Origin of the sequence: Mesorhizobium sp. M0830 (assembly GCF_040319965.1) — a bacterium.
In the GTDB taxonomy this organism is placed as follows: domain Bacteria; phylum Pseudomonadota; class Alphaproteobacteria; order Rhizobiales; family Rhizobiaceae; genus Mesorhizobium.
In genome coordinates, this window is record NZ_JAMYOR010000007.1 from 20,381 (window position 1) to 43,390 (window position 23,010).

Sequence of the window (23,010 nt, forward strand, 5' to 3'; positions counted from 1 at the left end):
GGCGATGGCATGCTTGACTTTTGACGAACGGATCTAGCGACCAAGCCTATGCTCGTCCTGCCCAAAGGCGTCCGCCACATGCCGGCTTACCTGTCACGCAGCGTGCAGGAAGCGCTGGTCGATGAGGTGAGAAGCATCGTGCAGCAGGCGCCGCTGTTCGTGCCGGCGATGCCGCGCACCGGCAAGGAGATGAGCGTGCGCATGACCAATTGCGGCCCGCTCGGCTGGGTTACCGACAAGGAGCAAGGCTACCGCTACCAGCCGACGCATCCGGTGACCGGAGCGCCATGGCCGCCAATCCCGAATAGCCTGCTCGAGCTGTGGCGGCAGGTCTCGGGCTATCCGCATCCGCCGGAAGCGTGCCTGGTCAATTTCTACACGCCAGAGGCAAAGATGGGCCTGCACCAGGACCGCGACGAGGCCGATTTTTCGGCGCCGGTGGTTTCCGTCTCGCTCGGCGACGATTGCCTGTTCAGGGTTGGCCAAGTGACGCGCGAGGGGGCGACGCGCGAGGGCGGCACAAAGTCGTTTCGACTGAAAAGCGGCGATGTCGTGGTGCTCGGCGGCGAAGGCCGCCTGTGCTTCCACGGCGTCGACCGGATCTATCCCTCGACTTCGGCGCTGCTGAAAAATGGCGGCCGTATCAATCTGACGCTGCGACGGGTGACGAAGCCGGCCGTCACAGCTTCCTGAGTGCCACTTCCTCGACCCGGTGGTCGGCGCCCTTGCGCAGGATGAGGTCGGCGCGGGCCCGCGTCGGCAGGATGTTCTCGCGCAGGTTCTTCAGGTTGATGTTGGTCCACAGACCTTCGGCGATGGCGCGCGCCGAACCCTCCGAGAGCTGCGAATAGCGGTGAAAGAAGGACTCCGGGTTGCGGAAAGCGGTCTCACGCAGCCGCATGAAGCGGGAGATGTACCAATTGTGGATCAGCTTCTCGTCGGCATCGATATAGATGGCGAAGTCGAAGAAATCCGACAGGAAGGGCACGATCTTGCCGTCCTGCGGCAGCTTGCCGGGCTGCAGGACATTGATGCCTTCGAAGATCAGGATGTCAGGCCGATCGATGGTGACGAACTCGCCGGGAATGACGTCATAGGTCAGATGCGAATAGACCGGCGCGCGGACATCGGGCAGCGCCGACTTGATCCCCGAGAGGAAGCGCAGCAGCGCGCCGACATCGTAGCTGTCCGGAAATCCCTTGCGTTCCATCAGGTTCTCGCGGCGCAGGACCTCGTTGGGAAGCAGGAAGCCGTCGGTGGTGATAAGGTCGACCTTGGGGCTCGACGGCCAACGCGCCAACAGCTCCTTCAACACGCGCGCCGTGGTCGATTTGCCGACCGCGACGGAACCGGCAATGCCGATGATAAAAGGCGTCTTGACGATGTCCACCGCGTTGAAAAAGGCCTGGCGTTGCCTGAACAGCAGCTGGCTCGCCTCGACATGCGCGGACAAAAGCCGCGACAACGACAGATAGATGCGCTTGACCTCTTCGAGGTCGATCGGGTCGTTGAGCGAGCGCAGGCGGCGGAATTCGTCCGCGCTTAGCGTCAATGGCGTGTCGGCGCGGAATTGCGACCATTGCTCGGCGGAGAAGAAGCGAAAGGGGGAATATTTCTCGGTTGGCGCGAGCTGATCCATCGAGATACCTGCCTTCCTCGCGGTCAGCCCTTGGGCCGTGACGCCTTCTCGGCGATGCCCGAATGCCCGGTGCGGCGTTCGAGTTCCCTAAGCACGTCGCTCAGCGGAACCCCGGAGAGGCCGAGAACGACGAGCCAATGATATACAAGATCGGCGCTTTCCGAAACGAGGGCCTGTTTATCGCCCTTGACGGCGGCAATGACGGTCTCGACCGCTTCTTCGCCAAGCTTCTGCGCCGCCTTGTCGATGCCGCGCGCAAACAGGTTTGCAGTCCAGGAGTCCGGATCACCGGAATGGGCGCGTTCCCCGACGATTTTTTCCAGGTCGGATAGCGAAAACTCGGTCATGACCGTTCATCTATCTGCTTGTTTCAGCATGATCTTTTTGCCGAAAACCGGTTCCCACTTTTCGGGATCATGCTTTAGGACCGATTGCCAAGCGAGTCCAGCCGCATCGGCAGCCCAGCGGCGGCCATATGCGCCTTGGCCTGCGCTATCGTATAGGTGCCGAAATGGAAGATGGAGGCCGCCAGTACCGCGCCGGCATGGCCATCGCGAATGCCTTCGACCATGTGATCGAGCGTGCCGACACCGCCGGAAGCGATGACCGGCGCCCGCACCGCGTCGGCAATGGCGCGGGTCAGCGCGATGTCGTAGCCGGCCTTGGTGCCGTCGCGGTCCATCGACGTCAGCAGGATTTCGCCGGCGCCGCGATCGACCATTTTTCGCGCGAACTCGACCGCATCGATGCCGGTCTTTTCTCGCCCGCCATGGGTGAAGATCTCCCAGCGATCGGCCTCGCCGACGCCGGACACCTTTTTGGCGTCGATGGCGACGACGATGCACTGGTTGCCGAACTTGTCGGCCGCCTCGGCGACGAAATCCGGGTTCTTCACCGCCGCCGTGTTGATCGACACCTTGTCGGCGCCGGCCAGCAGCAGCTTCCTGATATCGGCGATCTGGCGCACGCCGCCGCCGACGGTCAGCGGCATGAAGCATTGTTCGGCGGTGCGTGCGATGACGTCGAAGATAGTCTCGCGATTGTCCGACGAAGCGGTGATGTCGAGAAAGCAGAGCTCGTCGGCGCCGGCGGCGTCATAGGCTTTGGCCGCCTCGACCGGATCGCCGGCGTCGATCAGATCGACGAAGTTGACGCCCTTGACGACGCGACCGTTCTTGACGTCGAGGCAGGGGATGACACGGGCTTTCAGCATCAGCGGCCCTCTATCGTGGCGATGAGATCGTTGAGCAACTGACCGACCAGCGGCGGGACATCGCCCTGCGCGTCGAAGGCCGGATCGTAGGCGGAAACAGTGATGCCGACGACCGGCACAGCAAGTGCCGCGGCGCAAGCCGCGTCGCGCAACTGTTCCGGGCTCGGCCCGCCGGAACTGACGTAGCGGTTGGCCTGCAGCTGCTGGGGGTCATGCACGTCGAGGTCGAGATGCATGTGCACGCGTCTGGCGCCGGCCATCTTCAGTCTTTCGGTCGCCTGGGCCACTCCCGGACATTCCGTCCGGATGATCGGCAATGTCTCGAGGAGCTGCTCTTCCGCGACATCGAGATCGCGTGCGTTGATGAGCACGCAGCGTGACGGATCGATCGGCTTGAAGCCGGGAATGGCCGCCGCCATCGGGCGCCAGCACAGGCCCAGAACAGTGGCCAGCGCCATGCCGTCGAGAAAGCCATATATGGATGTCTCGGGCGTGTTGAGGTCAGCATGCTGGTCGGCCCAGATGATTGCATCGGCGTCCTCGCCGGCAACCGCGCCGGCGCTGGTCAGGCAGTTTCCGGCAAGAACGATGGGAAACCGACCGGCGTCACGGGCAAGGCGAACCTCGGCGGCTACCGCGTTGCAGACGGCGAAGCCGGTGGCGATCTCGCGCTCCTGAATGTCTCCGACCTTGCCGATGTCTTCCACGGCAACATCGTGGCCAGCTATGGTCAGCGCGTCCACGAGACCGCCCGATATCAGCGAATCCGGACCTTGGCCCATGCCGCCATGGTAGTGGCCGCTGTCATAAGAGGCCAGAATGATGGAGATCTTCACGACCGCGTCTCCGCCGCAGGCCGGCCTTTCAGGATCGCCAGCGCCTCGGTCGGATCGATGCGGCCATCATAGAGCGCGCGGCCGGAGATCGCGCCCTCGAGCTTTTGCGCGTCGGGCATGGTCATGCGCACGATGTCCGCGATCGAGGCGAGGCCGCCGGAAGCGATGACCGGGATCGACACGGCGTCGGCAAGGTCGATGGTGGCATCCCAGTTGATGCCGGTCAGAACGCCGTCGCGGTCGATGTCGGTGTAGATGATGGCGGCAACGCCGGCGCCCTCGAATTTCTTCGCCAGTTCGATGACGCCGAGGCTCGACGCCTCCGCCCAGCCTTCGACGGCAACCTTGCCGCCCTTGGCATCGATGCCGACGGCCACCTTGCCGGGGAAAGCCATGCAGGCCTGCTTGACCAGGCCGGGGTCACGCACCGCCACCGTGCCGAGGATGACGCGGGCCAGCCCGCGATCGAGCCAGTCCTCGATCTGCGCCAGCGTGCGGATGCCGCCGCCGAGCTGGACCGGATTCTTCGTCGCCTTGAGGATGGCGCCGACCGCCGCGCTGTTGACGCTCTGGCCCTGGAAGGCGCCATTGAGGTCGACGACGTGCAGCCATTCGAAGCCCTGTTTTTCGAAGGCCTTGGCCTGGGCCGCCGGATCGTCATTGTAGATGGTCGCGGTGGCCATGTCACCGTGCTTGAGGCGCACGCATTGGCCGTCCTTGAGGTCGATGGCTGGGAAAAGGATCATCCGTTCAGGCGCCTTCAACGATGACGAAATGGCCTGATGAGGCGGCAAGCCGAAACTTCGAGGCGTGCTGATACTCCGGCGAATGATAGCATTCGACCGCCTTGTCGTAGGACTCGAACTCGACCAGCACGTGACGGTTGCCGGTCGGTCCTTCGGGGCTCTCGTAACGACCGGCCCGCACCGGGAGTTTCGCGCCGTATTTCGCGAAGGCGACGGCATTCGCCTCGATGTACTGCTTGTACACATCGGGATCGCGGACATCGATCATCGCCATCCAGTAGCCCTTCTTACTCATGGTGTTTCAGGGCCTCCAGCGCAGGAAATTGGTGATCAGCGCCAGGCCCAGCGCCTGGCTCTTTTCAGGATGGAACTGCGTACCGACGAGATTGTCACGGGCGACCGTGGCCGTCACCGGGCCGCCATAGTCAGCGACCGCCAGGACCTCGTCCGCCTTGAGCGCATCGAGATGGTAGGAATGGACGAAATAGGCATGCAGCCCGTCCGGCCCGGTCGGAATGCCGGCAAACAGCGGATGCTGGCGTTTGAGGTCGATCGTGTTCCAGCCGATCTGCGGGATTTTCAGCGCCGGATCGGCGGGCGTGATCTCCTTGACGTCGCCTGATATCCAGCCAAAGCCGTTGGTAATTGTCTTTTCGAGGCCACACTGCGACATCAGCTGCATGCCGACGCAGATGCCGAGGAAGGGCCGGCCTTTGCCGATCGCGACCTCCTCGATCGCCTCCCACATGCCTTCGACGCCATGCAAGCCGGCCGCACAGTCGGCATAGGCGCCGACGCCGGGCAGGACGATGCGATCGGCCGTGCGCACCCTCTCCGCATCGGCGGTCAGGTCGATGTTCGCGGATATGCCGGCTTCCCGAGCGGCACGCTCGAAAGCCTTGGTGGCAGAGCGCAGATTGCCCGAGCCGTAATCGATGATGGCAACCCGCATCAGCGTCTTCCCGGAATGTGGGTCAGCCCCAGCGCCATGCCCGGCTGCGATGGCCGCGCCAGGGCAGCGTCCGGGACCATGCGCGGTCCCGGTGCGGGCTGATCGAAAAGCGCTTCCGTCTCGAGCGCATAGCGCGTATCGGCATCATCGAGCCATCCGGCCTCGACCACGCCCCATTCGTGCCAGCCGCGCCGGCGAAGTGCCGATATGCGCAGTGCCTGCCCTTCCAGTCCGACATACAGCGAAACCAGCAACGAGAGCAGCGATGCGGCCGGGCCAAGGCCGAGCTTTTGGCCAAGCATAGAAAGCAGGCCCATGACGACGAAGGCAAGGGCTGCCTCGATCCACAGCCGATGCCAGGCGAACCAGAGTGGCGGCACCAGAAATCCCAGCCAGGCGAAGCCGTCGCGGACAAAGGCCGTTGTATCGGCCCTCTCGCTGCGGCCCGGCGGTTCCATGACGACATAGGCGGTCATGACGCTATCCCTTCAAAGATCCCTTGGTGGAGGGTACCGCGTCCGGCTGGCGCGGGTCGCGTTCAAGTGCCATGCGCAGCGCACGCGCCACCGCCTTGAAGCAAGTCTCGGCGATATGGTGATTGTTGGCGCCATAATGGTTGGTGACATGCAGCGTGATACCCGCATTCTGCGCCAGCGCCTGGAAGAACTCGCGCACCAGTTCGGTGTCGAACGTGCCGATCTTCGGCGACGAGAAGGAAACGTTCCAGACCAGGAACGGACGGCCGGACACGTCGATCGCCGCACGCGTCAGCGTCTCGTCCATGGCAAGGTCGATCGAGGCATAGCGCATGATGCCGCGCCGTTCGCCGAGCGCCTTGGCCAGCGCCTGGCCGAGTGCGATGCCGGTGTCCTCGACCGTGTGGTGGTCGTCGATGTGCAGGTCGCCCTTGGCCTTGACCGTCATGTCGATCAGCGAGTGGCGGGAAAGCTGGTCCAGCATATGGTCGAAGAAGCCGACGCCCGTCGAAATGTCCGACTTGCCCGAACCGTCGACATGGACCGATACCACGATATCGGTTTCCTTGGTCTTGCGGCTGGCTTCGGCGGAGCGGGGCGACATGACCTTGTCCTTATCCCAGGGTTTTCACGTGTTCCAAGCCCTTCACCGCTTGAAAACGAGAGCCTTCTAGCAGCATGATCCGGCGATTGCCAGTTGCCATCCGGGTCGGTATCGAGCGGTTTGCAATCATCGGGCCCATGCATACATATGGCCGATCAAGTTACTCGTACCGCGCCAATCGCCTTTTGGGATAGCGCTGCTCGGAGCCAGAAATGTCGAACGAACTGACCATGCACGCCACGACCATCGTGACGGTGCGCAAAGGCAACAAGGTGGTGATCGCCGGCGACGGCCAGGTCAGCCTTGGCCAGACCATCATGAAGGGCAACGCCAAAAAGGTGCGCCGGATCGGCAAGAGCGGCAATGTGATCGCCGGTTTTGCCGGCGCCACGGCCGACGCCTTCACCCTTCTGGAGCGGCTTGAAGCCAAGCTCGAACAATATCCCGACCAGTTGACGCGCGCCTGCGTCGAACTCGCCAAGGACTGGCGCACCGACCGCTATCTGCGCCGGCTGGAAGCGATGATGCTGGTTGCCGACAAGTCGGTCTCGCTGGCGCTGACCGGCACCGGCGACGTGCTCGAGCCCGAACATGGCGTCATGGCCATCGGTTCTGGCGGCAATTTCGCGCTGGCCGCGGCGCGCGCCCTGATGGACAGCGACAAGGACGCCGAGGAGATCGCCCGCAAGGCGATGCAGATCGCATCCGATATCTGCGTCTACACCAACAACAATTTCGTCATCGAAACGCTCGATGCCGGCTGACCCGGCCGCCGACCATGATCCCGAAAAGTGGAGACCGGTTTTCGGGAAAGATCATGGTTGAACAAGAAGATAGATATGATTTTCGGCCGGTGACCGAGAAAGACCTGCCGATGATCGCCGGCTGGCTCGCCGAGCCGCATGTGGCAGCGTGGTGGGACGATCCCGAAACGGAAATCGCCGAGATTCGCGATCATATCGACTCGATCTCCGTCGAGCCGCTGATTGTCGAACTCCACGGCAAGCCGATCGCCTATCTGCAGAGCTACGACCCGCATCTGGAAGACGACCACCCCTATGCCGACCAGCCTTACGGAACGCTCGGCATCGACCTGTCGATCGGCCGGCCGGAGCTGCTCGGGCTCGGCCATGGCTCGGCAATCGTGCGCCAGTTCGTCGAACAGCTGTTCGAGGAAGGCGTGCCGCGCGTCATCATAGACCCGGATCCCGCCAACGGGCGGGCTATCCGCGCTTATGAAAAGGCTGGCTTTGTTGCCTTTGACACCAGAATATCGGAATACGGGCCAGCATTGATGATGGCGCGCGACGCGCCACAGGAGCCCGATTGATCCGCGCGGAAACACTCGACAAGGCGATCGCCGCGGGTCTGATTTCGCAGACGCTGCGGGATCAACTTGAGGCCATGGAACGCTCGGTCGCAGCTGAGGCCCAGCACGTCGATGATGAGGGTGACGAGGAAAACCTGCGACTGGTCGGCGGCGGCAATGATCTCTTCATCACCGTGGGGACTGTTCTGCTCAACGCCGGTATTTTCTTCGTCCTCATCACCATGCTTCCTGGTCAGACGTTCTGGATTGCCGGCATTCTTGCGGTTTTCGCATGGGCGCTCGCCGAAATTGTCACACGTCAGCATCGGATGAAATTGTCTTCTTCAGTGCTTGCCCTGATCTTCATGGTCGCCATCCTGGTCGCGCTGGCGCTGCGGGTTAGGGCCAGCTTTGACATCCGCATGCCTGAGACCATCTGGCAGCTGTTGGCGTTGCGCCAGACGGCTTCCCGGGCCGGATATCTGTTTCTCGGCGGGGGAATAGCGGCGGCGGTAATCTATTTCTGGCGCTTTCGCGTCCCCGTCCTTGCCGGGGTCATCGCCATCGCCTTCACCCTGCTTGCTTTCCTGCAAACGGCAATAATCCTGTACGACGGCGTGACGACAGGCGCGGTTGCGCCGCCAAGCCTCGAGGATGTTCCCGAATTGCTCCGCGCGGCACTCTACATGCCGCTGATCTGCGGCCTGATCGTATTCTCGACGGCCGTGGCTTTCGACATCCACGACCGAGATCGACGCAAAATCTGGTCCGATTGTGCGTTCTGGCTGCATGTCGTATCGGCGCCCATGCTGGTGCATCCGCTCTTTATCATGGCAACTGGCCAGAACGTCGCATTCGGACATATCGCGCCCGACGCCAATGCGACCATCATGCTGACGATCCTGATCCTTGGCTTCGTTTATGTTGCGCTCGCCATAGATCGCCGTTCGCTGTTGGTTCCCACATTGGCCTATTTCGGCTCGCTGGGCATCTACTATCTGGTCAACTCCGCCTCCCATTCGACTGGCATTCCACCTTTTGCCTTGATCTTGGTCGTTGTCGGCGCGTTGATCATCCTTTTCGGGGCGGGCTGGCAGCGTATCCGGCGAATTGTCGTCAAGCCCACTTTGCCGGCGGCCGTAATCCGCTGGCTGCCGCCGCTGAAGGCGTAGCGGGCTGTGATGACCGAAGAGCACGACGGGCATGAGGGGGAATGAGGGCATGAAAGCATCCGGCGAGGACAAAAACCTCTCGGCCTACGAAAACAGCTGGCGGATGGGGCTGCTCATCGTGCTTGGCCTGATCATCATCCAGGCTGTCACGCTCTATTTGATGGGACGGACACCGATCTGCACCTGCGGCTACGTCAAGCTCTGGCATGGCGTCGTGCAGAGTTCGGAGAATTCCCAGCATATTTCCGACTGGTACACGCCATCGCATTTCATCCACGGCTTCCTGTTCTATGCCTTGGCGCAATTCCTGTTTCCGCGCTCACCGATCGGACTGAGGCTGGCATTCGCCGTCCTCATCGAAGGCGGCTGGGAGCTGGTCGAGAACAGCCCTTTCATCATCGACCGCTACCGCGCCGGCACCATTTCGCTCGATTATTACGGCGACAGCATCATCAATTCGGTGTCCGACACACTGGCCATGGTGCTGGGATTTGTGATGGCGCGAACCCTACCTATATGGGTGATCGTCAGTCTCGCCGTCGTTTTCGAATTGGGTACCGGTTATCTGATCCGGGACAATCTGACACTCAACGTGATCATGCTGCTGCATCCGTTAGAGGCCATCAAGCAGTGGCAAAGTGGAATTTAATGATATGACTACATTTTCTCCTCGCGAAATCGTTTCCGAACTCGACCGCTTCATCATCGGCCAGAAGGACGCCAAGCGCGCCGTGGCCATCGCCTTGCGCAACCGCTGGCGCCGCCAGCAGCTGGAAGGCCAGATGCGCGAGGAGGTGATGCCGAAGAACATCCTGATGATCGGGCCGACGGGCGTCGGCAAGACCGAGATTTCGCGCCGCCTGGCGCGGCTGGCCGGTGCGCCTTTCGTCAAGGTCGAGGCGACCAAATTCACCGAAGTCGGTTATGTCGGCCGCGACGTCGAGCAGATCATCCGCGACCTGGTCGAGATCGCCATCGGCCTGGTGCGCGAGAAGATGCGCGAGGACGTCAAGGCGCGCGCCCATATCAATGCCGAGGAACGCGTGCTGGAATCGCTAGTCGGCAAGACGGCGAGCCCGGCCACCCGCGATAGCTTCCGCAAGAAGCTGCGCGACGGTGAGCTTGATGACAAGGAGATCGAGATCGAAGTCGCCGACACCGGCACTGGCGGCATGCCCGGCTTCGAGATTCCCGGCATGCCGGGCGCCAATATCGGCGTGCTCAACATCAACGACATGCTGTCGAAGGCAATGGGCGGCAAGAAGACCAAGTCGCGCAAGACGACGGTCAAGGAATCCTACGAGCTGCTGGTCAACGATGAGTCCGACAAGCTGCTCGACCAGGACGAGGTGGTGCGCCGGGCGCTCGACGCGACGGAGAATGACGGCATCGTCTTCCTCGACGAGATCGACAAGATCGCGTCGCGTGAAGGCGGCATGGGCGCGGGCGTTTCTCGCGAAGGCGTGCAGCGGGACCTGCTGCCGCTGATCGAGGGCACGACGGTGGCGACCAAATACGGACCGTTGAAGACCGACCACATCCTGTTCATCGCCTCCGGTGCGTTCCACGTTTCCAAGCCGTCCGACCTTTTGCCGGAATTGCAGGGCCGACTGCCGATCCGCGTCGAGCTGCGCGCGCTGGAGAAGGACGATTTCGTCCGCATCCTGACCGAGACCGAGGCCAGCCTGATCAAGCAGTATATCGCTCTGATGAAGACCGAAGGCGTCGACCTGACCTTCACCGACGACGCCATCGATTCGCTGGCCGGCATCGCCGTCGACCTCAACGCCAGCGTCGAGAACATCGGCGCAAGGCGGCTGCAGACGGTGATGGAGCGGGTGCTGGATGAAATCTCCTATGACGCGCCGGACCGCAACGGCACCAGCGTCACAATCGACGCCGCCTATGTGGAAAAGCATGTCGGCGATCTGTCGCGAAACACAGATTTGTCGCGATTCATCCTTTAAACGACGGCGCCGGGGTCATTCCGGCGCCGGTCCGGACGACACGGTTCCGGCAAACAGTTTGGGGTGTGGCCAGATGGTACCATCTGGCCATCTTTCGTAGTGCTGGGCGAAGGGGTGCTCTCGACTCGATCAAGAGCTTTACCTAGTTTGCGCGGCATTCTCGATCTCTTGGTTGACGCAATTCCGGGCGGAAAACCGTTTCACACTTTTCCTGGAATTGCTTGGGCGGCGGCGCATGAAAAAACTGATCCTGCTCATTCTCGGCTTGACGCTGGCGGCGACGCTGTACGCCACTGAAGCCGCGACATTGGTGCCGGCGGGAAACCGCAATGCCGTACAGCCGGACATTCCCGGCGCTTCAAGCCGGCGCACGCAGGCGACCAACACCACCTTCCAGGCGAAGTACCGCAAGGTCTACGCCCTGCTGCAGAACGACGCCGACCTGCGCGGCAAGATCAAGAAGGCAGCAGCCACCTACGGCATTGATCCGATGCACATCGTCGGCGCCATCGTCGGCGAGCACACCTACAATGTCGATGCCTACGACCGGCTGCAGACTTATTACGTCAAGGCGATCTCTTACCTGTCGAGCAAGCTGTCCTTCGCTTATGACGGCGAGGACGTCACTGATTTCGTGCAGCGGCCGGAATTCAAGAAATGCGCCGGCGTCTCGGACAGCTATGATCTGTGGGAATGCCGTGAGCAGGTGTGGAACCATTCGTTTCGCGGCAAGAGCGTTGGCGGGACAAGCTTTCCAGACGACCGCTTCGGAGCAACCTTCTTCCAGCCCTATTATGCCGGCCAGACCTTCGGCCTCGGCCAGCTCAATCCGCTGACCGCCCTGCAGATGAGCGACCTGGTGCACAGGGTTTCCGGCCTGCCGGAGCTCGATGTCGCCGATCCCAACTCGGTCTACAAGACCATCATGGATCCAGACCTGACGCTGCCTTACGTCGCCGCGACGATCAGGAAATCGATCGATGCCTACAAGAGCATTGCCGGCTTCGATATTTCGGGCAATCCGGGGCTGACCGCCACGCTCTACAATGTCGGCAATCCGGAGCAGCGCGCGCATGCGCTGAAGGCGGAGAACGACAGGCGCCGTGCTGCTGGAGAGCCGGAGAAGCTGCCGGAGGAGAATTACTACGGCTGGCTGGTCAACGACAAGCTGCCGGAGCTGAAGGCGCTGTTCTAGAGTCTCAGCCCTCCATTCCCGACTGTCGTCGCCTTCGCAAGCTCAGGCCGCCAGCAACGACTTCAGCTTGACGGACTGCGAACCGAGCGCTTGCGAGGCCGGTTTCGCCTGCTTGCCAATCAGCATTTCGGCCAGCCTGATGTCGCGAGCGACCGCATTGCCGGGGCCGATGCCACTGGCCGCCACCAGCCTGCCGTCTTCAGCCAAATGGAAGAGGATGAAGGCGCCATCGCCGACATCACGGCGCACTGTGCTACGGCCCTCGTCGGAGAGGCCTGCAATCTGCAGGGACAGGCCATACTGATCCGACCAGAACCACGGCACCGCCGCATGCGCCTCGCCGGCACCCAGCATGTTCCTGGCCGCCAGCGCGCCTTGTTCCTGGGCGTTGCGCCAGGCTTCCAGCCGGACGCGGCGACCGCCATAGACGGCAAGCGGAAACGAGCAGCAATCGCCGGCGGCAAAGATGTCGGGATCATTGCTGCGCAGCTCGGCATCGACAGCGATACCGTTGTCGATCGCCAAGCCGGCTTCCGCCGCAAGCCCGGTCACCGGCACGGCGCCGATGCCGATGACGACGAGGTCGGCTGATATCTCCTGTCCGCCGGCAAGCGTCACGCGCACCTCGTTGCCATCGTCGGCGATGGACGCGATGCCGGTCCCGCACAGGATCTTCACGCCTTCGGCGACATGCGCCTCATGGATGATCTCGGCGATTTCGGCCGGCACGCCGCGCATCAGGATGCGCGGCTGCGCCTCGATGACGGTAACCGACGCTGCGAGCTTGCGCGCCGCGGCGGCGAGTTCGAGGCCGATGAAGCCGCCGCCGATGATGGCGATACGATTGCCGGCCTTGAGATGCGCGCGAATGGCGAGTGCATCGGCGAAGGTGCGGAGATAAACGCAGCGCGAACCCAATCCCGGCATCGGCAGCTTGCGCGGCGTCGAACCGGTTGCCAGCAGGAGCTTGTCATAGGGCAGGACTGAGCCGTCCGACAGGCGAACCGCATGCGCGGCGCGATCGATCGCGACTGCCTGGACTGAATGGATATGCCGGATCGACTTCTCGGCCAGAACTGCGTCGCTGGCGATCGCCTTGATCTCGGGCGTATCGCTGACCATCGCATCCTTGGACAGCGGCGGGCGTTCGTAGGGCAGATGCGGCTCGTCGCCGACGAGCGTCACAGGCCCCTCATAACCGAGATTGCGCAGTGCCAACGCTGCTCGCCCACCGCATTCGCCGGCGCCGACAATGACCATTCCCCGCGTCATATCGGTCATCCGACCTGGATCAGGACTTTGCCGGCATCGACCTTGACCGGATAGGTTTTCAGGTTGACGCAGACCGGGGCGCCGCGGGCGTCACCCGTCTTGTAGTTGAAGCGGCCATTGTGCTTGGGGCATTCGATGATGTCGTCCATCACCAACCCGTCGGCCAGATGCACCTTTTCATGCGTGCAGAGGCCGTCGGTGGCGAAGAACTCATCATCTGGGCTGCGATAGATGGCAAAGGTGCGTCCGCCATGATCGAAGCGCATCACATCCTCCTCGTCGATGTCACCGGTGTCACAGGCCTCGACCCAGTCGCTCATAGATTCCTCCTCAAAAATCGGGGCTCGCCTGGAAGTCCGGACGACCGAGCGATCATTCCGCAGCAGCCGCGACGGCATCGTTGTGGAATTCCTCGCGGTATGGCCTGGCGGTCGGCGGCAGCTCGCGCTTGAGGAAATAGTCCTCGTTGCGCAATTGGCGCAGGAAGACCGGGATCATCTCGCGGTAGCCGGCCAGGATCGACGGTGTCGGCGCCGGCAGATCGTGCTTGATCAGTTCGTGCAGCTTCGGCAGCGCGTGATAGGGCACCATCGGGAACATGTGATGCTCGACATGGTAGTTCATGTTCCAGTAGATGAAGCGGCTGATCGGGTTCATGTAGACGGTGCGGCTGTTGAGCCGGTGGTCGGTGACATTGTCGGCCAGGCCGCCATGCTGCAGAAGGCCGACCATGACGTGATGCCAGGCCCCATAGAGCCTGGGCAGGCCGATCAGCATCAGCGGCAGAAACGAGCCGGTGTAGAGCGCCAACGTAATGGTCGCGGCATAGATCGCCGTCCAGATACGGGCGACGCGGATCGCCCTTGGCTGCTCCTGCTCGGGAATGAAGGTCTTTTCCGCGGCGCTGATGTTGCCGGCGGCGTTGCGCAGCATGTCGCTCATCGCATGCCAGGCGTCGAGCACACCGACGAACCCCAGGACGACGCGGACCAGGTCCGGCGGTCGCATGACCGAGATTTCCGGGTCGCGGCCGACGATGATGGTGTCGGTATGATGGCGCGTATGGCTCCAGCGCCAGGTCACCGGATTGCGCATGATCATGAAGCAGGCGATCTGGTAGACCGCATCATTCATCCACTGCGTCCGGAACGCGGTGCCATGGCCGCACTCGTGCCAGCGGGAATCCGTCGAGGAGCCGTAGAGAACGCCATAGACGAAGAAGAACGGCACGCACCACCATGTGCCCCAGAACCAGGCACCGGCGGCGCCGCTGACGATCAGGGCAGCGAGCCAGATGATGGTATCGCGGATCGCCGGCCCGTCGGAGCGCTGCATCAGCTCCTTTATTTGCTTGCGCGGAATCTCGGTGTGATACCATTCGGCCGCCGACAGCCCGGTCTCGACGGCGAGCTTGGCGTCGCGGCCGATCAGGCTGTAGTCACGCCGGGACGGCGCAGCATGCATGGTTGCCTCCCTCGGCGAGGCACTCGTCGGAACGAATGCCCGAAATCCATTTGGCTTCGAGCCTGAAAAATAGTGCCAGATCATGATAGACTCAACATCATAAAGATAGTTTCTATCATTTCCCATCAGAATGGTGTAGGAAGCCTCAGGCGATCCAATGAGGCAAGCATGGCGAAACGGCCCACCATCACCGATCTGGCGCGCGTCTCGGGCGTCAGTGTCGCCACCGTCGACCGCGTGCTGAACAACCGGCTGCCGGTGCGCGAGGAGACCGCGCGCCGCGTCTACGAGGCCGCTACCGATATCGGCTATCACGCCGCCGGACTTATCAAGCAGCGCATGCGCCAGGAATTGCCGGAATACCGGCTGGGCTTCCTGCTGCTACGGGGCAATGATGCCTTCTACGGTGACTTCGCGCGGGAACTCGAACTGGCCATCTCGCAATCGCAGCGCTTCCGTGGCGTTGCGACCATCGACTTCGCCAGTTCCCTGGCTCCCGACGAGATCGCATCCCAGATGCGCAGGCTGGCGGCAAAATCGCGGGCTATCGCCGTTGTCGGCCCGGACCATCCGACCCTGACAGCGGTCGTGGAAACCTTGAAGGCGAGAGGCCAGCCGGTCTTTTCGGTGCTGTCCGACTTTGCCGCCGGCATCCGGGAGGGCTATATCGGCCTCGACAACCGCAAGGTCGGGCGCACCGCCGCATGGATGATCTCCAAGGCAGCGAAGGAACCCGGCAAGGTCGCCCTCTTCGTCGGCAGCCACCGCTTCCACGGCCACGAGCTGCGCGAGATCGGCTTTCGCTCCTTCTTCCGCGAGCATGCGCCGGACTTCAGCGTGCTTGAAACGCTGGTCAATCTGGAAGCCAACCAGGTGACCCATGATGCGATGATCGATCTTCTGGCGTGTTATCCGGATCTTGTCGGCTGCTACGTCGCCGGCGGGGGCATGGAAGGTGCGGTGTCGGCGCTGCGCGCAGCAAAGCCCGCGAACATGCCGGTAGTCGTTTGCAACGAGATCAACGCCGAATCGCGCGCGGCCCTCGCCGACAACATCCTCACCATGGTGATCTCGACGCCGCTCGCCGCTTTATGTCGTGAGCTTGTAGACCTGATGGCGCATGCCATCGAAACCGGCGCCGCCAACGCTCCAGGCCAGACCTTCCTGCCCTTTGACATCTATCTGCCGGAAAACATCTAGCTGCCGTGAGGCGAGCCGCCGAGGCAAATGATAGAATCCATCAGGGCGATGCGTAAATAGGCCCGCAGGCCGCTGAATCGCCCTTGACGCCCCGATGTGAAATGGAATAAATATTTCATCAGCTACGTATTTTGGTCCTTTCGTTCCGGACATCTGTTTCGAACTGGGAGCCTGGCGTTCCCCCTAGGAAAACGCCATCCGGAACAAAAGGCCGTGGGAGAGATTCCCCGGGGAGATCGGGGATTCCGGATAAATCGGTGAAACCGGACACCAATATGTGGAGGAGAAACACAATGAAGAAACTGCTTTTGGGCGTCGCCTTCGCGGCGCTGATGAGTTCATCTGCCATGGCCGCCAAGGTCGGCGTGTCGATGGCCAAGTTCGACGACAACTTCCTGACCGTGCTGCGCAACGGCATGATTGCGCAGGCCAAGGGCATGAGCGGCGTCGAGCTGCAGGTCGAAGACGCGCAGAACGACGTTGCCAAGCAGCTCGACCAGATCAAGAACTTCGCCGCCTCGGGCGTCGACGCGATCATCGTCAATCCGGTCGACACCTCGGCCACGCAGGCGATGTCGGACGCTGCCGCCGCAGCCAAGATCCCGCTGGTCTACGTCAACCGCGAGCCGGTCAATGTCGACACGCTGCCTGACAACCAGGCCTTCGTCGCCTCGAACGAGGCCGATTCCGGCACGCTCGAGACCAAGGAAGTCTGCCGCCTGTTCAAGGAAGCCGGCAAGAAGGAAGCCAACGTCTACGTGATCATGGGCGAGCTCTCCAACCAGGCCGCCGTGCAGCGAACCAAGGATATCGAAGAGGTGATCGCCACGCCGGATTGCAACTTCATCAAGATCATCGACAAGCAGACGTCGAACTGGAACCGCGACGAGGCGCAGAACCTGATGACCAACTGGCTGTCGACCGGCAAGCCATTCGACGGCGTCATCGCCAACAATGACGAAAGCGCGATCGGCGCCATCCAGGCGATGAAAGCCGCCAACATCGACATGAAGTCGGTTGTCGTCGGCGGCGTCGACGCCACCCAGGACGCGCTGGCCGCCATGCAGGCGGGCGACCTCGACGCAACCGTGTTCCAGGACGCGGCCGGCCAGGGCGCCGGTGCGCTGGATGCGGCGCTCAAGCTCTCCAAGGGCGAAAAGGTCGAACACAAGGTCTACGTCCCCTTCCAACTGGTGACGCCGGCGAACATCGACAAGTTCCTGAAGAAGAACTGAGCAGCGGACATACGGAGCGGCGCTCTCACTGCGCCGCTCCTCTTCCCCTCAGCGCCGGCAAGGCAGCAAGGGGAGAACTGCGGCTGACGGAGGATAGAACGATGGCACAGACATCTCATGGCGTCGGCGGCCTCACCTATGATGCGAAGAAGCGCGCATGGCCTGCCGAACTCAACGTCTTCCTGGCGCTCGTCATTCTTGTTGTCGTCTTCGAATTGATCGGCCGGCTCTTTCTTGGCGACAGCTTCCTGTTCAACACCCGCAGCGACGTCAGCGCGATCTTCAATGAAGCGCGGCTGCAGATCATCATCCTGCAGGTGTCGATCGTCGGCATCATCGCCATCGGCGTGACGCAGGTGATCATCACCGGCGGCATCGACCTGTCCTCGGGTTCGATCGTCGGCGCGACGGCGATGATTGCCATGAGTTTTGCCCAAGTGGCGACCGTCAACGGCAATCCCAACCCCAAGGCGATGTTCCTCGCGCAGGGCTGGACCGACCTGCCGGTGATCGTGCCGGTGTTGGTCGCTATCGGCTGCGGCCTGTTTGCCGGCCTGATCAACGGCGCCTTGATCGCCTACACGCGCATTCCGCCGTTCATCGCCACGCTCGGCATGATGGTGACCGCGCGCGGCATCGCCAAATGGTGGTCCAAGGGCCAGCCGATCTCGTTTCCCACCGAGAGTTTCGCGGCGATCGGCAAAGGCCTGATGCCCGTCATCATCTTCCTGTCTCTGGCGGTGCTGTTCCAGCTGATCATGAGCTACACAAGGTACGGCAAGCATTGTTATGCGATTGGCTCCAATGAGGACGCCGCGCGTATGTCCGGCATCAAGATCGCCAACCACAAGATCCTGGTCTACGTCATCGCCGGCGTACTCGCCGCGCTCGCCGCCGTGGTGCTGAGCTCCAAGAACCTCACCGCACAGTCCGGCATGGGCGTGATGTACGAACTCGATGCCATCGCCATGGCGGTCATCGGCGGCGTCTCGCTGTCAGGCGGCCGCGGCTCGATCATCGGCACGGTGATAGGCTCGCTGATCTTCGGCGTCATCATCTCCGGCTTTACCTTCCTGCGCCTCGACGCCTACTACCAGGAGATGGTCAAGGGCGTGATCATCGTCGGTGCTGTCGTTCTCGACCAGTGGCGCCAACGCCTGCGGGCAATGAGGGCTTGACCATGTCAGACATCGTCCTGAAGACCGAAAACCTGACCAAGCGCTATGGCGGCGTGCATGCGCTGGAGGGCGCGAACTTCGAGCTGCGCAAAGGCGAGCATGTCGCCATCATGGGCGACAACGGCGCCGGAAAATCGACTTTCGTGCGCCAGATCACCGGAGTCGAGCAACGCACCAGCGGCCAGATCTGGTTCGACGGCAAGGAAGTGAATTTCACCGGGCCGATCGAGGCGCGCGAGGCGGGCATCGAGACGGTGTTCCAGAACCTGGCGCTGGCAGACGACCTCGATGTGCCGTCGAACCTGTTCCTCGGCCGCGAAAAGGTGCTGTTCAATCTCGGCCCGTTCTCGATCCTCGACCGCAAATACATGCGCAAGGCGACCGAGGCCGCACTTGTCCGCACGGCGGTGAAGATACCCAATTTATCCAACACCATCCGCCATATGTCGGGCGGCCAGCGCCAGTGCGTGGCGATCGCCCGGACCGCAACCTTCGCTTCAAAACTGATCATCATGGACGAACCGACGGCGGCACTTGGCGTGCAGGAGACCGCACAGGTCGAAAACATCGTCCGTACGCTGAAGGACAATGGCGAGCCGCTGATCCTGATCAGCCACAACATGCGCCAGGTGTTCGATCTTTGCGACCGCATCGTCGTATTCCGGCGCGGCCGCATCGTCGCCAATTTGCGCAAGGAGAACACCGACGGAAACGATATCGTCTCCTACATCACCGGCGCCAAGACCGGGGAGGCAGAGCTCGCGGCCTAAACAGGGTGATCACCCGGTTTAGGCACAATCTGGCGCATTGAGCAATTCCAGGAAAGGTGTGACACGGTTTTCCGGCCGGAATTGCGCCAAAACAAAAATACGCCTGCCACCTTTCCCTGACAGGAAGGTGGAGACACCACTCTCTCGAACCCATCCCCAGAGGAAATTTCCATGACTCTCCGCTTCGCCCTCCTCGGTGCCGGCCGCATCGGCAAGGTCCACGCCCGCGCCGTCGGCTCCAATCCGCAGGCCACACTGGTTGCCGTCGCCGACGCGTTCGAGAAGGCGGCGACCGAGTTGGCGAGCGCCTATGGCGCCGAAGTGCGCACAATCGACGCCATCGAGAAATCCAAGGACATCGACGCCGTCGTCATCTGCACGCCGACCGACACCCACGCCGACCTGATCGAGCGTTTCGCCAAGGCCGGCAAGGCGATTTTCTGCGAGAAGCCGATCGATTTGAACGTCGAGCGGGTCGAGAAATGCCTGGCGGTGGTCGACAAGACAAAGGCGACGCTGATGGTCGGCTTCAACAGGCGCTTCGATCCGCATTTCGCCGCCGTGCGCAAGGCGATCGACGACGGCGCGATCGGCACCGTCGAGATGGTGACGATAACCTCGCGCGATCCGGGTGCGCCGCCGATCGATTACATCAAACGCTCGGGTGGCATTTTTCGCGACATGACCATCCATGATTTCGACATGGCGCGCTTCCTGCTCGGCGAGGAGCCGGTGGCGGTCAGCGCGCATGCCTCGGTGCTGGTCGACAAGAAGATCGGTGAGGCCGGCGATTTCGACAGCGTCAGCGTCATCCTCGAAACCGCATCCGGCAAGCAGGCCGTCATCTCCAACTCGCGCCGCGCCACCTATGGCTACGACCAGCGCATCGAGGTGCACGGCTCGAAAGGCATGATCGCGGCCGAGAACCAGCGCCCGGTGTCGATCGAACTGGCCAACGAGAAGGGCTATACGCGCCCGCCGTTGCACGACTTCTTCATGACCCGCTATCTCGACGCCTATGCCAATGAGATCGCTGCCTTCATCGCGGCGGCGACGTCGGGCAAGAAGGCGGCGCCAAGCGGCGCGGATGGCCTCGTGGCACTGAAGCTGGCGGACGCGGCACTAAAGTCCGCGACATCGGGCAAGACCGTCCGCCTCGACAAGTAAGAACCGGATTTCGGACCCCAGACACAGGAGCATCGCGATGAGCACATCAGCCGATCGCAATTCACAGACACGCGCCATCGTCACCGGTGGTGCGCAAGGCATCGGCTTTGCCGTTGCCGAGGCGCTGGCCGACGAGGGCTGCCGGGCGCTGGCGCTCATCGGCCGCTCGCAGGAGAAGGGCGACAAGGCCGTTGCCCATTTCAGGAAACTGGGTGTCGACGCCATCTTCATCAGCGCCGACGTCTCGAAGGTCGCCGACTGCAAACGCGCTGTCGCCACCGCGATCTCACATTTCGGCACAATCAACGCCCTGGTCAACGCCGCCGCGACGTCGGCGCGCGGTTCGCTGGTCGAAACGAGCGAAGAGCTTTTCGACCAGATCTTCGACACCAATGTGCGCGGCCCGTTTTTCCTGATGCAGGGCCTGGTGGCGCATCTGCTCGATCGCAAGGCGCCTGGCTCGATCGTCAATGTGCTGTCCATGTCGGCGCATTGCGGGCAGTCTTTCCTGACGCCCTATTCCACGAGCAAGGGCGCGCTGATGACGCTGACCAAGAACGTCGCCAATTCGTATCGACACAATCGCATCCGCTGCAACGCCGTGCTGCCCGGCTGGATGGACACCGAGGGTGAGGATATCGTCCAGAAGAAATGGCACGACGCGCCGGACGACTGGCTGGCAAAGGCCGAAGCCGCGCAGCCGATGGGCCAGTTGGTGAAGCCGGACCAGCTGGCTCGGCTGATCAGCTACATGGTGAGCCCGCAATCGGGCGTCATGACCGGATCGCTGGTCGACTACGACCAGGGTATTGCCGGGTCGGCGCCGGAATAGCGCCGGCGAGTCCAGCGGAAACGCCCGTCACCCGCGCCCTGTTGCCGACGCATCGCTATTCCATGTAGTCAGGATGGTCACGGAGGTCGAGATGCCATCTGCACCCAAAGAGGGTACCAACTGGACGGTCGCCGGAGCAAAGGCCCGGCTCTCGGAGGTTATCGAGCGCGCACAGTCCTCACCGCAGACGATCACCAGAAACGGCAAACCAAGCGTGGTTGTCGTCTCGGCCGAGGAATGGCATCGCAAGACCGCGCGCAAGGTCACGCTTGCTGAGTTCCTGCAGGGCTCGCCGCTGCGCGGCGCCGATCTTGACCTTGAGCGCCGGCGCGACGAACCCGCGTGATCTGCCGTTGTGAGGCTGCTGCTCGGTTGCCATCGGGGCACGTGACAAACACTTCGGCTTCGACTATATGAGCTTCATGATCAACCTGACCGCCACGTATTGGTACTTTAGGAGCTCGCTGGCGGCGGGAGGATTGCGCTCGATCTGAAGATTGCAGCAACAAGATCCGAACAGCCGCCATACCTGGCGGCTTTTTTGTTTCAGCCGGCAGGTTCCCCAAACAGGAGCAGAAAGCCGTGTTGACCACTACAGATGATCTTCGGGTCAAGGAAATCAGGGAATTGAGTACGCCGGACCAGGTGATGCGGGAAATACCGCGCACGCTGACGGCGACGCGCACCGTCAGCGCTTCACGTAATGCCATCCACGCTATCTTGAACGGCACCGACGATCGGCTGCTCGTCATCGTCGGCCCGTGTTCGATCCACGATCCGGTCGCTGCGGTAGACTATGCCAGCCGTCTGGCGGCGCTGCGCGAGAGCCTGTCGGACCGGCTTGAGATCGTGATGCGGGTCTATTTCGAGAAGCCGCGCACCACAATAGGCTGGAAAGGCCTGATCAACGATCCCGATCTCGACGGCAGCTTCAACATCGACAAGGGACTGCGGATGGCGCGCAACGTGCTGTCTGCCGTCAACAATCTCGGCCTGCCGGCTGCGACCGAATTCCTCGACATGACAACGCCGCAATACATTGCCGACCTCGTCGCCTGGGGTGCCATCGGCGCGCGCACGACCGAGAGCCAGATCCACCGCGAACTGGCATCGGGCCTGTCCTGCCCGGTCGGCTTCAAGAACGGCACCGACGGCAATCTGCGGATCGCTGCCGAGGCGGTGAAATCCGCCGCCCAGCCGCATCATTTCATGGCGGTGACCAAGGGCGGCCGCAGCGGCATCGCGACGACCACCGGCAACGAGGACTGCCACGTCATCCTGCGCGGCGGCGTCCAGCCGAATTATGACGCGGCGAGCGTCGAAGCTGCCTCTGCGGAACTCGCCCGCATCGGTGTCGCGCCCCGTCTGATGATCGATGTCAGCCACGCCAACTCAGCCAAGAAGCCCGAGAACCAGCCCAAGGTGGCGGCCGATGTCGCCGGCCAGGTCGCGGCGGGCGACGAGCGCATTATCGGCGTCATGATCGAGAGCAACCTCGTCGCTGGCCGGCAGGACGTGGTGGCAGGCAAGCAGCTCGTCTACGGCCAGAGCATCACCGATGGCTGCATCGACTGGGCGACCACCGAGACGGTGCTGCACGGCCTTGCCGGCGCCGTCGAGTGGCGCCGCTCGGTGCGCCGCGCCATGATCGACAGCCGCCAGGGAGCCGCCTAAGCCACTATTGCCGGCCGTTGCCCGGCACGGACCCCCGCCCCTAACCCCTCTCACAAGGGGGAGGGAGACTCCAGTCGGCGCTGACAACGGCAAACTGCCAACGTTCAGG

Annotated in this window: 27 protein-coding genes; 15 read left to right on the plus strand and 12 right to left on the minus strand. The window is 62.4% G+C overall.

Annotation, left to right across the window (positions count from 1 at the left end; genetic code table 11):
• Positions 1-48: 48 nt before the first annotated feature.
• The gene (locus NKI20_RS06525) at positions 49-693 is read left to right on the plus strand and encodes an alpha-ketoglutarate-dependent dioxygenase AlkB family protein (protein WP_023761129.1); all 645 of its coding nucleotides are present in this window, start codon (positions 49-51) and stop codon (positions 691-693) included.
• Here the strand turns inward: NKI20_RS06525 and coaA are convergent.
• From coaA to hisB, 9 genes are all read right to left on the minus strand, one after another.
• Positions 680-1,639, minus strand: coding sequence for a type I pantothenate kinase (gene coaA, locus NKI20_RS06530; protein WP_023761128.1), 960 nt, complete (start codon positions 1,637-1,639; stop codon positions 680-682). The genes NKI20_RS06525 and coaA overlap by 14 nt on opposite strands.
• Before the next feature lie 23 nt (positions 1,640-1,662).
• Positions 1,663-1,986 carry a phosphoribosyl-ATP diphosphatase gene (locus NKI20_RS06535; RefSeq protein WP_023761127.1) on the minus strand — a complete coding sequence of 108 codons (324 nt, stop codon included), beginning with the start codon at positions 1,984-1,986 and terminating at the stop codon, positions 1,663-1,665.
• A gap of 74 nt (positions 1,987-2,060) precedes the next feature.
• Positions 2,061-2,855 (minus strand): imidazole glycerol phosphate synthase subunit HisF, encoded by a 795-nt coding sequence (gene hisF, locus NKI20_RS06540; protein ID WP_352829390.1) that lies wholly within the window; start codon positions 2,853-2,855, stop codon positions 2,061-2,063.
• Positions 2,852-3,688 carry an arginase family protein gene (locus NKI20_RS06545; RefSeq protein ID WP_352829226.1) on the minus strand — a complete coding sequence of 279 codons (837 nt, stop codon included), beginning with the start codon at positions 3,686-3,688 and terminating at the stop codon, positions 2,852-2,854. The genes hisF and NKI20_RS06545 overlap by 4 nt, the downstream gene beginning before the upstream one ends.
• Entirely contained in the window at positions 3,685-4,434 is a 750-nt protein-coding gene (hisA, locus tag NKI20_RS06550; RefSeq protein ID WP_352729318.1) for a 1-(5-phosphoribosyl)-5-[(5-phosphoribosylamino)methylideneamino]imidazole-4-carboxamide isomerase, read from the minus strand. Before hisA ends, NKI20_RS06545 begins: the two co-directional genes overlap by 4 nt.
• A 4-nt stretch (positions 4,435-4,438) precedes the next feature.
• The gene (locus NKI20_RS06555) at positions 4,439-4,729 is read right to left on the minus strand and encodes a DUF1330 domain-containing protein (RefSeq protein WP_352603115.1); all 291 of its coding nucleotides are present in this window, start codon (positions 4,727-4,729) and stop codon (positions 4,439-4,441) included.
• Positions 4,730-4,735: 6 nt separating this feature from the next.
• Positions 4,736-5,386: an imidazole glycerol phosphate synthase subunit HisH gene (gene hisH, locus NKI20_RS06560; protein WP_352829229.1), complete on the minus strand. Its 651-nt coding sequence runs from the start codon at positions 5,384-5,386 to the stop codon at positions 4,736-4,738.
• Positions 5,386-5,862 (minus strand): DUF2628 domain-containing protein, encoded by a 477-nt coding sequence (locus NKI20_RS06565; RefSeq protein ID WP_352829231.1) that lies wholly within the window; start codon positions 5,860-5,862, stop codon positions 5,386-5,388. The genes hisH and NKI20_RS06565 overlap by 1 nt, the downstream gene beginning before the upstream one ends.
• 4 nt (positions 5,863-5,866) lie before the next feature.
• A complete protein-coding gene (hisB, locus tag NKI20_RS06570) occupies positions 5,867-6,466 on the minus strand; it encodes an imidazoleglycerol-phosphate dehydratase HisB (protein ID WP_352829233.1) in 600 nt (199 codons plus the stop codon).
• 212 nt (positions 6,467-6,678) lie between these two features.
• Here hisB and hslV point away from each other — a divergent pair, with 212 nt between their 5' ends.
• From hslV to NKI20_RS06600, 6 genes are all read left to right on the plus strand, one after another.
• Complete coding sequence (gene hslV, locus NKI20_RS06575; protein ID WP_023761119.1) at positions 6,679-7,230, plus strand: ATP-dependent protease subunit HslV; 552 nt, start codon at positions 6,679-6,681, stop codon at positions 7,228-7,230.
• A 53-nt stretch (positions 7,231-7,283) separates the two neighbouring features.
• Positions 7,284-7,796, plus strand: a complete 513-nt coding sequence (locus NKI20_RS06580) for a GNAT family N-acetyltransferase (protein WP_352829235.1) — start codon at positions 7,284-7,286, stop codon at positions 7,794-7,796.
• Positions 7,793-8,947 (plus strand): hypothetical protein, encoded by a 1,155-nt coding sequence (locus NKI20_RS06585; RefSeq protein WP_352829237.1) that lies wholly within the window; start codon positions 7,793-7,795, stop codon positions 8,945-8,947. Before NKI20_RS06580 ends, NKI20_RS06585 begins: the two co-directional genes overlap by 4 nt.
• A 49-nt stretch (positions 8,948-8,996) precedes the next feature.
• Positions 8,997-9,596: a DUF2585 domain-containing protein gene (locus tag NKI20_RS06590; protein WP_352829239.1), complete on the plus strand. Its 600-nt coding sequence runs from the start codon at positions 8,997-8,999 to the stop codon at positions 9,594-9,596.
• Positions 9,597-9,600: 4 nt separating this feature from the next.
• Positions 9,601-10,914 (plus strand): ATP-dependent protease ATPase subunit HslU, encoded by a 1,314-nt coding sequence (gene hslU / locus NKI20_RS06595; protein WP_352603099.1) that lies wholly within the window; start codon positions 9,601-9,603, stop codon positions 10,912-10,914.
• Positions 10,915-11,149: 235 nt separating this feature from the next.
• Entirely contained in the window at positions 11,150-12,109 is a 960-nt protein-coding gene (locus NKI20_RS06600) for a DUF1402 family protein (protein WP_502898039.1), read from the plus strand.
• Between the two features lie 42 nt (positions 12,110-12,151).
• Here the strand turns inward: NKI20_RS06600 and NKI20_RS06605 are convergent, their stop codons facing one another.
• Genes NKI20_RS06605 through NKI20_RS06615 form a run of 3 tightly spaced genes read right to left on the minus strand, consistent with a single transcriptional unit; the run spans position 12,152 to position 14,845 of the window.
• Entirely contained in the window at positions 12,152-13,390 is a 1,239-nt protein-coding gene (locus tag NKI20_RS06605; protein ID WP_502898040.1) for an NAD(P)/FAD-dependent oxidoreductase, read from the minus strand.
• On the minus strand, positions 13,387-13,701 hold the full coding sequence (locus NKI20_RS06610) for a Rieske (2Fe-2S) protein (RefSeq protein ID WP_352829243.1): 315 nt from the start codon (positions 13,699-13,701) through the stop codon (positions 13,387-13,389). The genes NKI20_RS06605 and NKI20_RS06610 overlap by 4 nt, the downstream gene beginning before the upstream one ends.
• A gap of 52 nt (positions 13,702-13,753) precedes the next feature.
• Complete coding sequence (locus NKI20_RS06615) at positions 13,754-14,845, minus strand: fatty acid desaturase family protein (RefSeq protein WP_352829244.1); 1,092 nt, start codon at positions 14,843-14,845, stop codon at positions 13,754-13,756.
• A gap of 168 nt (positions 14,846-15,013) precedes the next feature.
• Here NKI20_RS06615 and NKI20_RS06620 point away from each other — a divergent pair, with 168 nt between their 5' ends.
• From NKI20_RS06620 to NKI20_RS06655, 8 genes are all read left to right on the plus strand, one after another.
• The gene (locus tag NKI20_RS06620) at positions 15,014-16,045 is read left to right on the plus strand and encodes a LacI family DNA-binding transcriptional regulator (protein WP_023761110.1); all 1,032 of its coding nucleotides are present in this window, start codon (positions 15,014-15,016) and stop codon (positions 16,043-16,045) included.
• 293 nt (positions 16,046-16,338) lie between these two features.
• On the plus strand, positions 16,339-17,280 hold the full coding sequence (locus NKI20_RS06625) for a sugar ABC transporter substrate-binding protein (protein WP_023761108.1): 942 nt from the start codon (positions 16,339-16,341) through the stop codon (positions 17,278-17,280).
• Positions 17,281-17,381: 101 nt separating this feature from the next.
• Positions 17,382-18,458, plus strand: coding sequence for an ABC transporter permease (locus NKI20_RS06630; RefSeq protein ID WP_023761107.1), 1,077 nt, complete (start codon positions 17,382-17,384; stop codon positions 18,456-18,458).
• Positions 18,459-18,460: 2 nt separating this feature from the next.
• Positions 18,461-19,228 (plus strand): ATP-binding cassette domain-containing protein, encoded by a 768-nt coding sequence (locus tag NKI20_RS06635; protein WP_023761106.1) that lies wholly within the window; start codon positions 18,461-18,463, stop codon positions 19,226-19,228.
• 171 nt (positions 19,229-19,399) lie between these two features.
• Positions 19,400-20,395 (plus strand): inositol 2-dehydrogenase, encoded by a 996-nt coding sequence (gene iolG, locus NKI20_RS06640; protein ID WP_352829246.1) that lies wholly within the window; start codon positions 19,400-19,402, stop codon positions 20,393-20,395.
• Positions 20,396-20,432: 37 nt separating this feature from the next.
• Complete coding sequence (locus tag NKI20_RS06645; RefSeq protein WP_352729344.1) at positions 20,433-21,227, plus strand: SDR family oxidoreductase; 795 nt, start codon at positions 20,433-20,435, stop codon at positions 21,225-21,227.
• A gap of 91 nt (positions 21,228-21,318) precedes the next feature.
• Complete coding sequence (locus tag NKI20_RS06650; RefSeq protein ID WP_031260719.1) at positions 21,319-21,573, plus strand: type II toxin-antitoxin system prevent-host-death family antitoxin; 255 nt, start codon at positions 21,319-21,321, stop codon at positions 21,571-21,573.
• A 236-nt stretch (positions 21,574-21,809) separates the two neighbouring features.
• Positions 21,810-22,901 carry a 3-deoxy-7-phosphoheptulonate synthase gene (locus tag NKI20_RS06655; RefSeq protein ID WP_352829249.1) on the plus strand — a complete coding sequence of 364 codons (1,092 nt, stop codon included), beginning with the start codon at positions 21,810-21,812 and terminating at the stop codon, positions 22,899-22,901.
• Positions 22,902-23,010 lie beyond the last annotated feature (109 nt).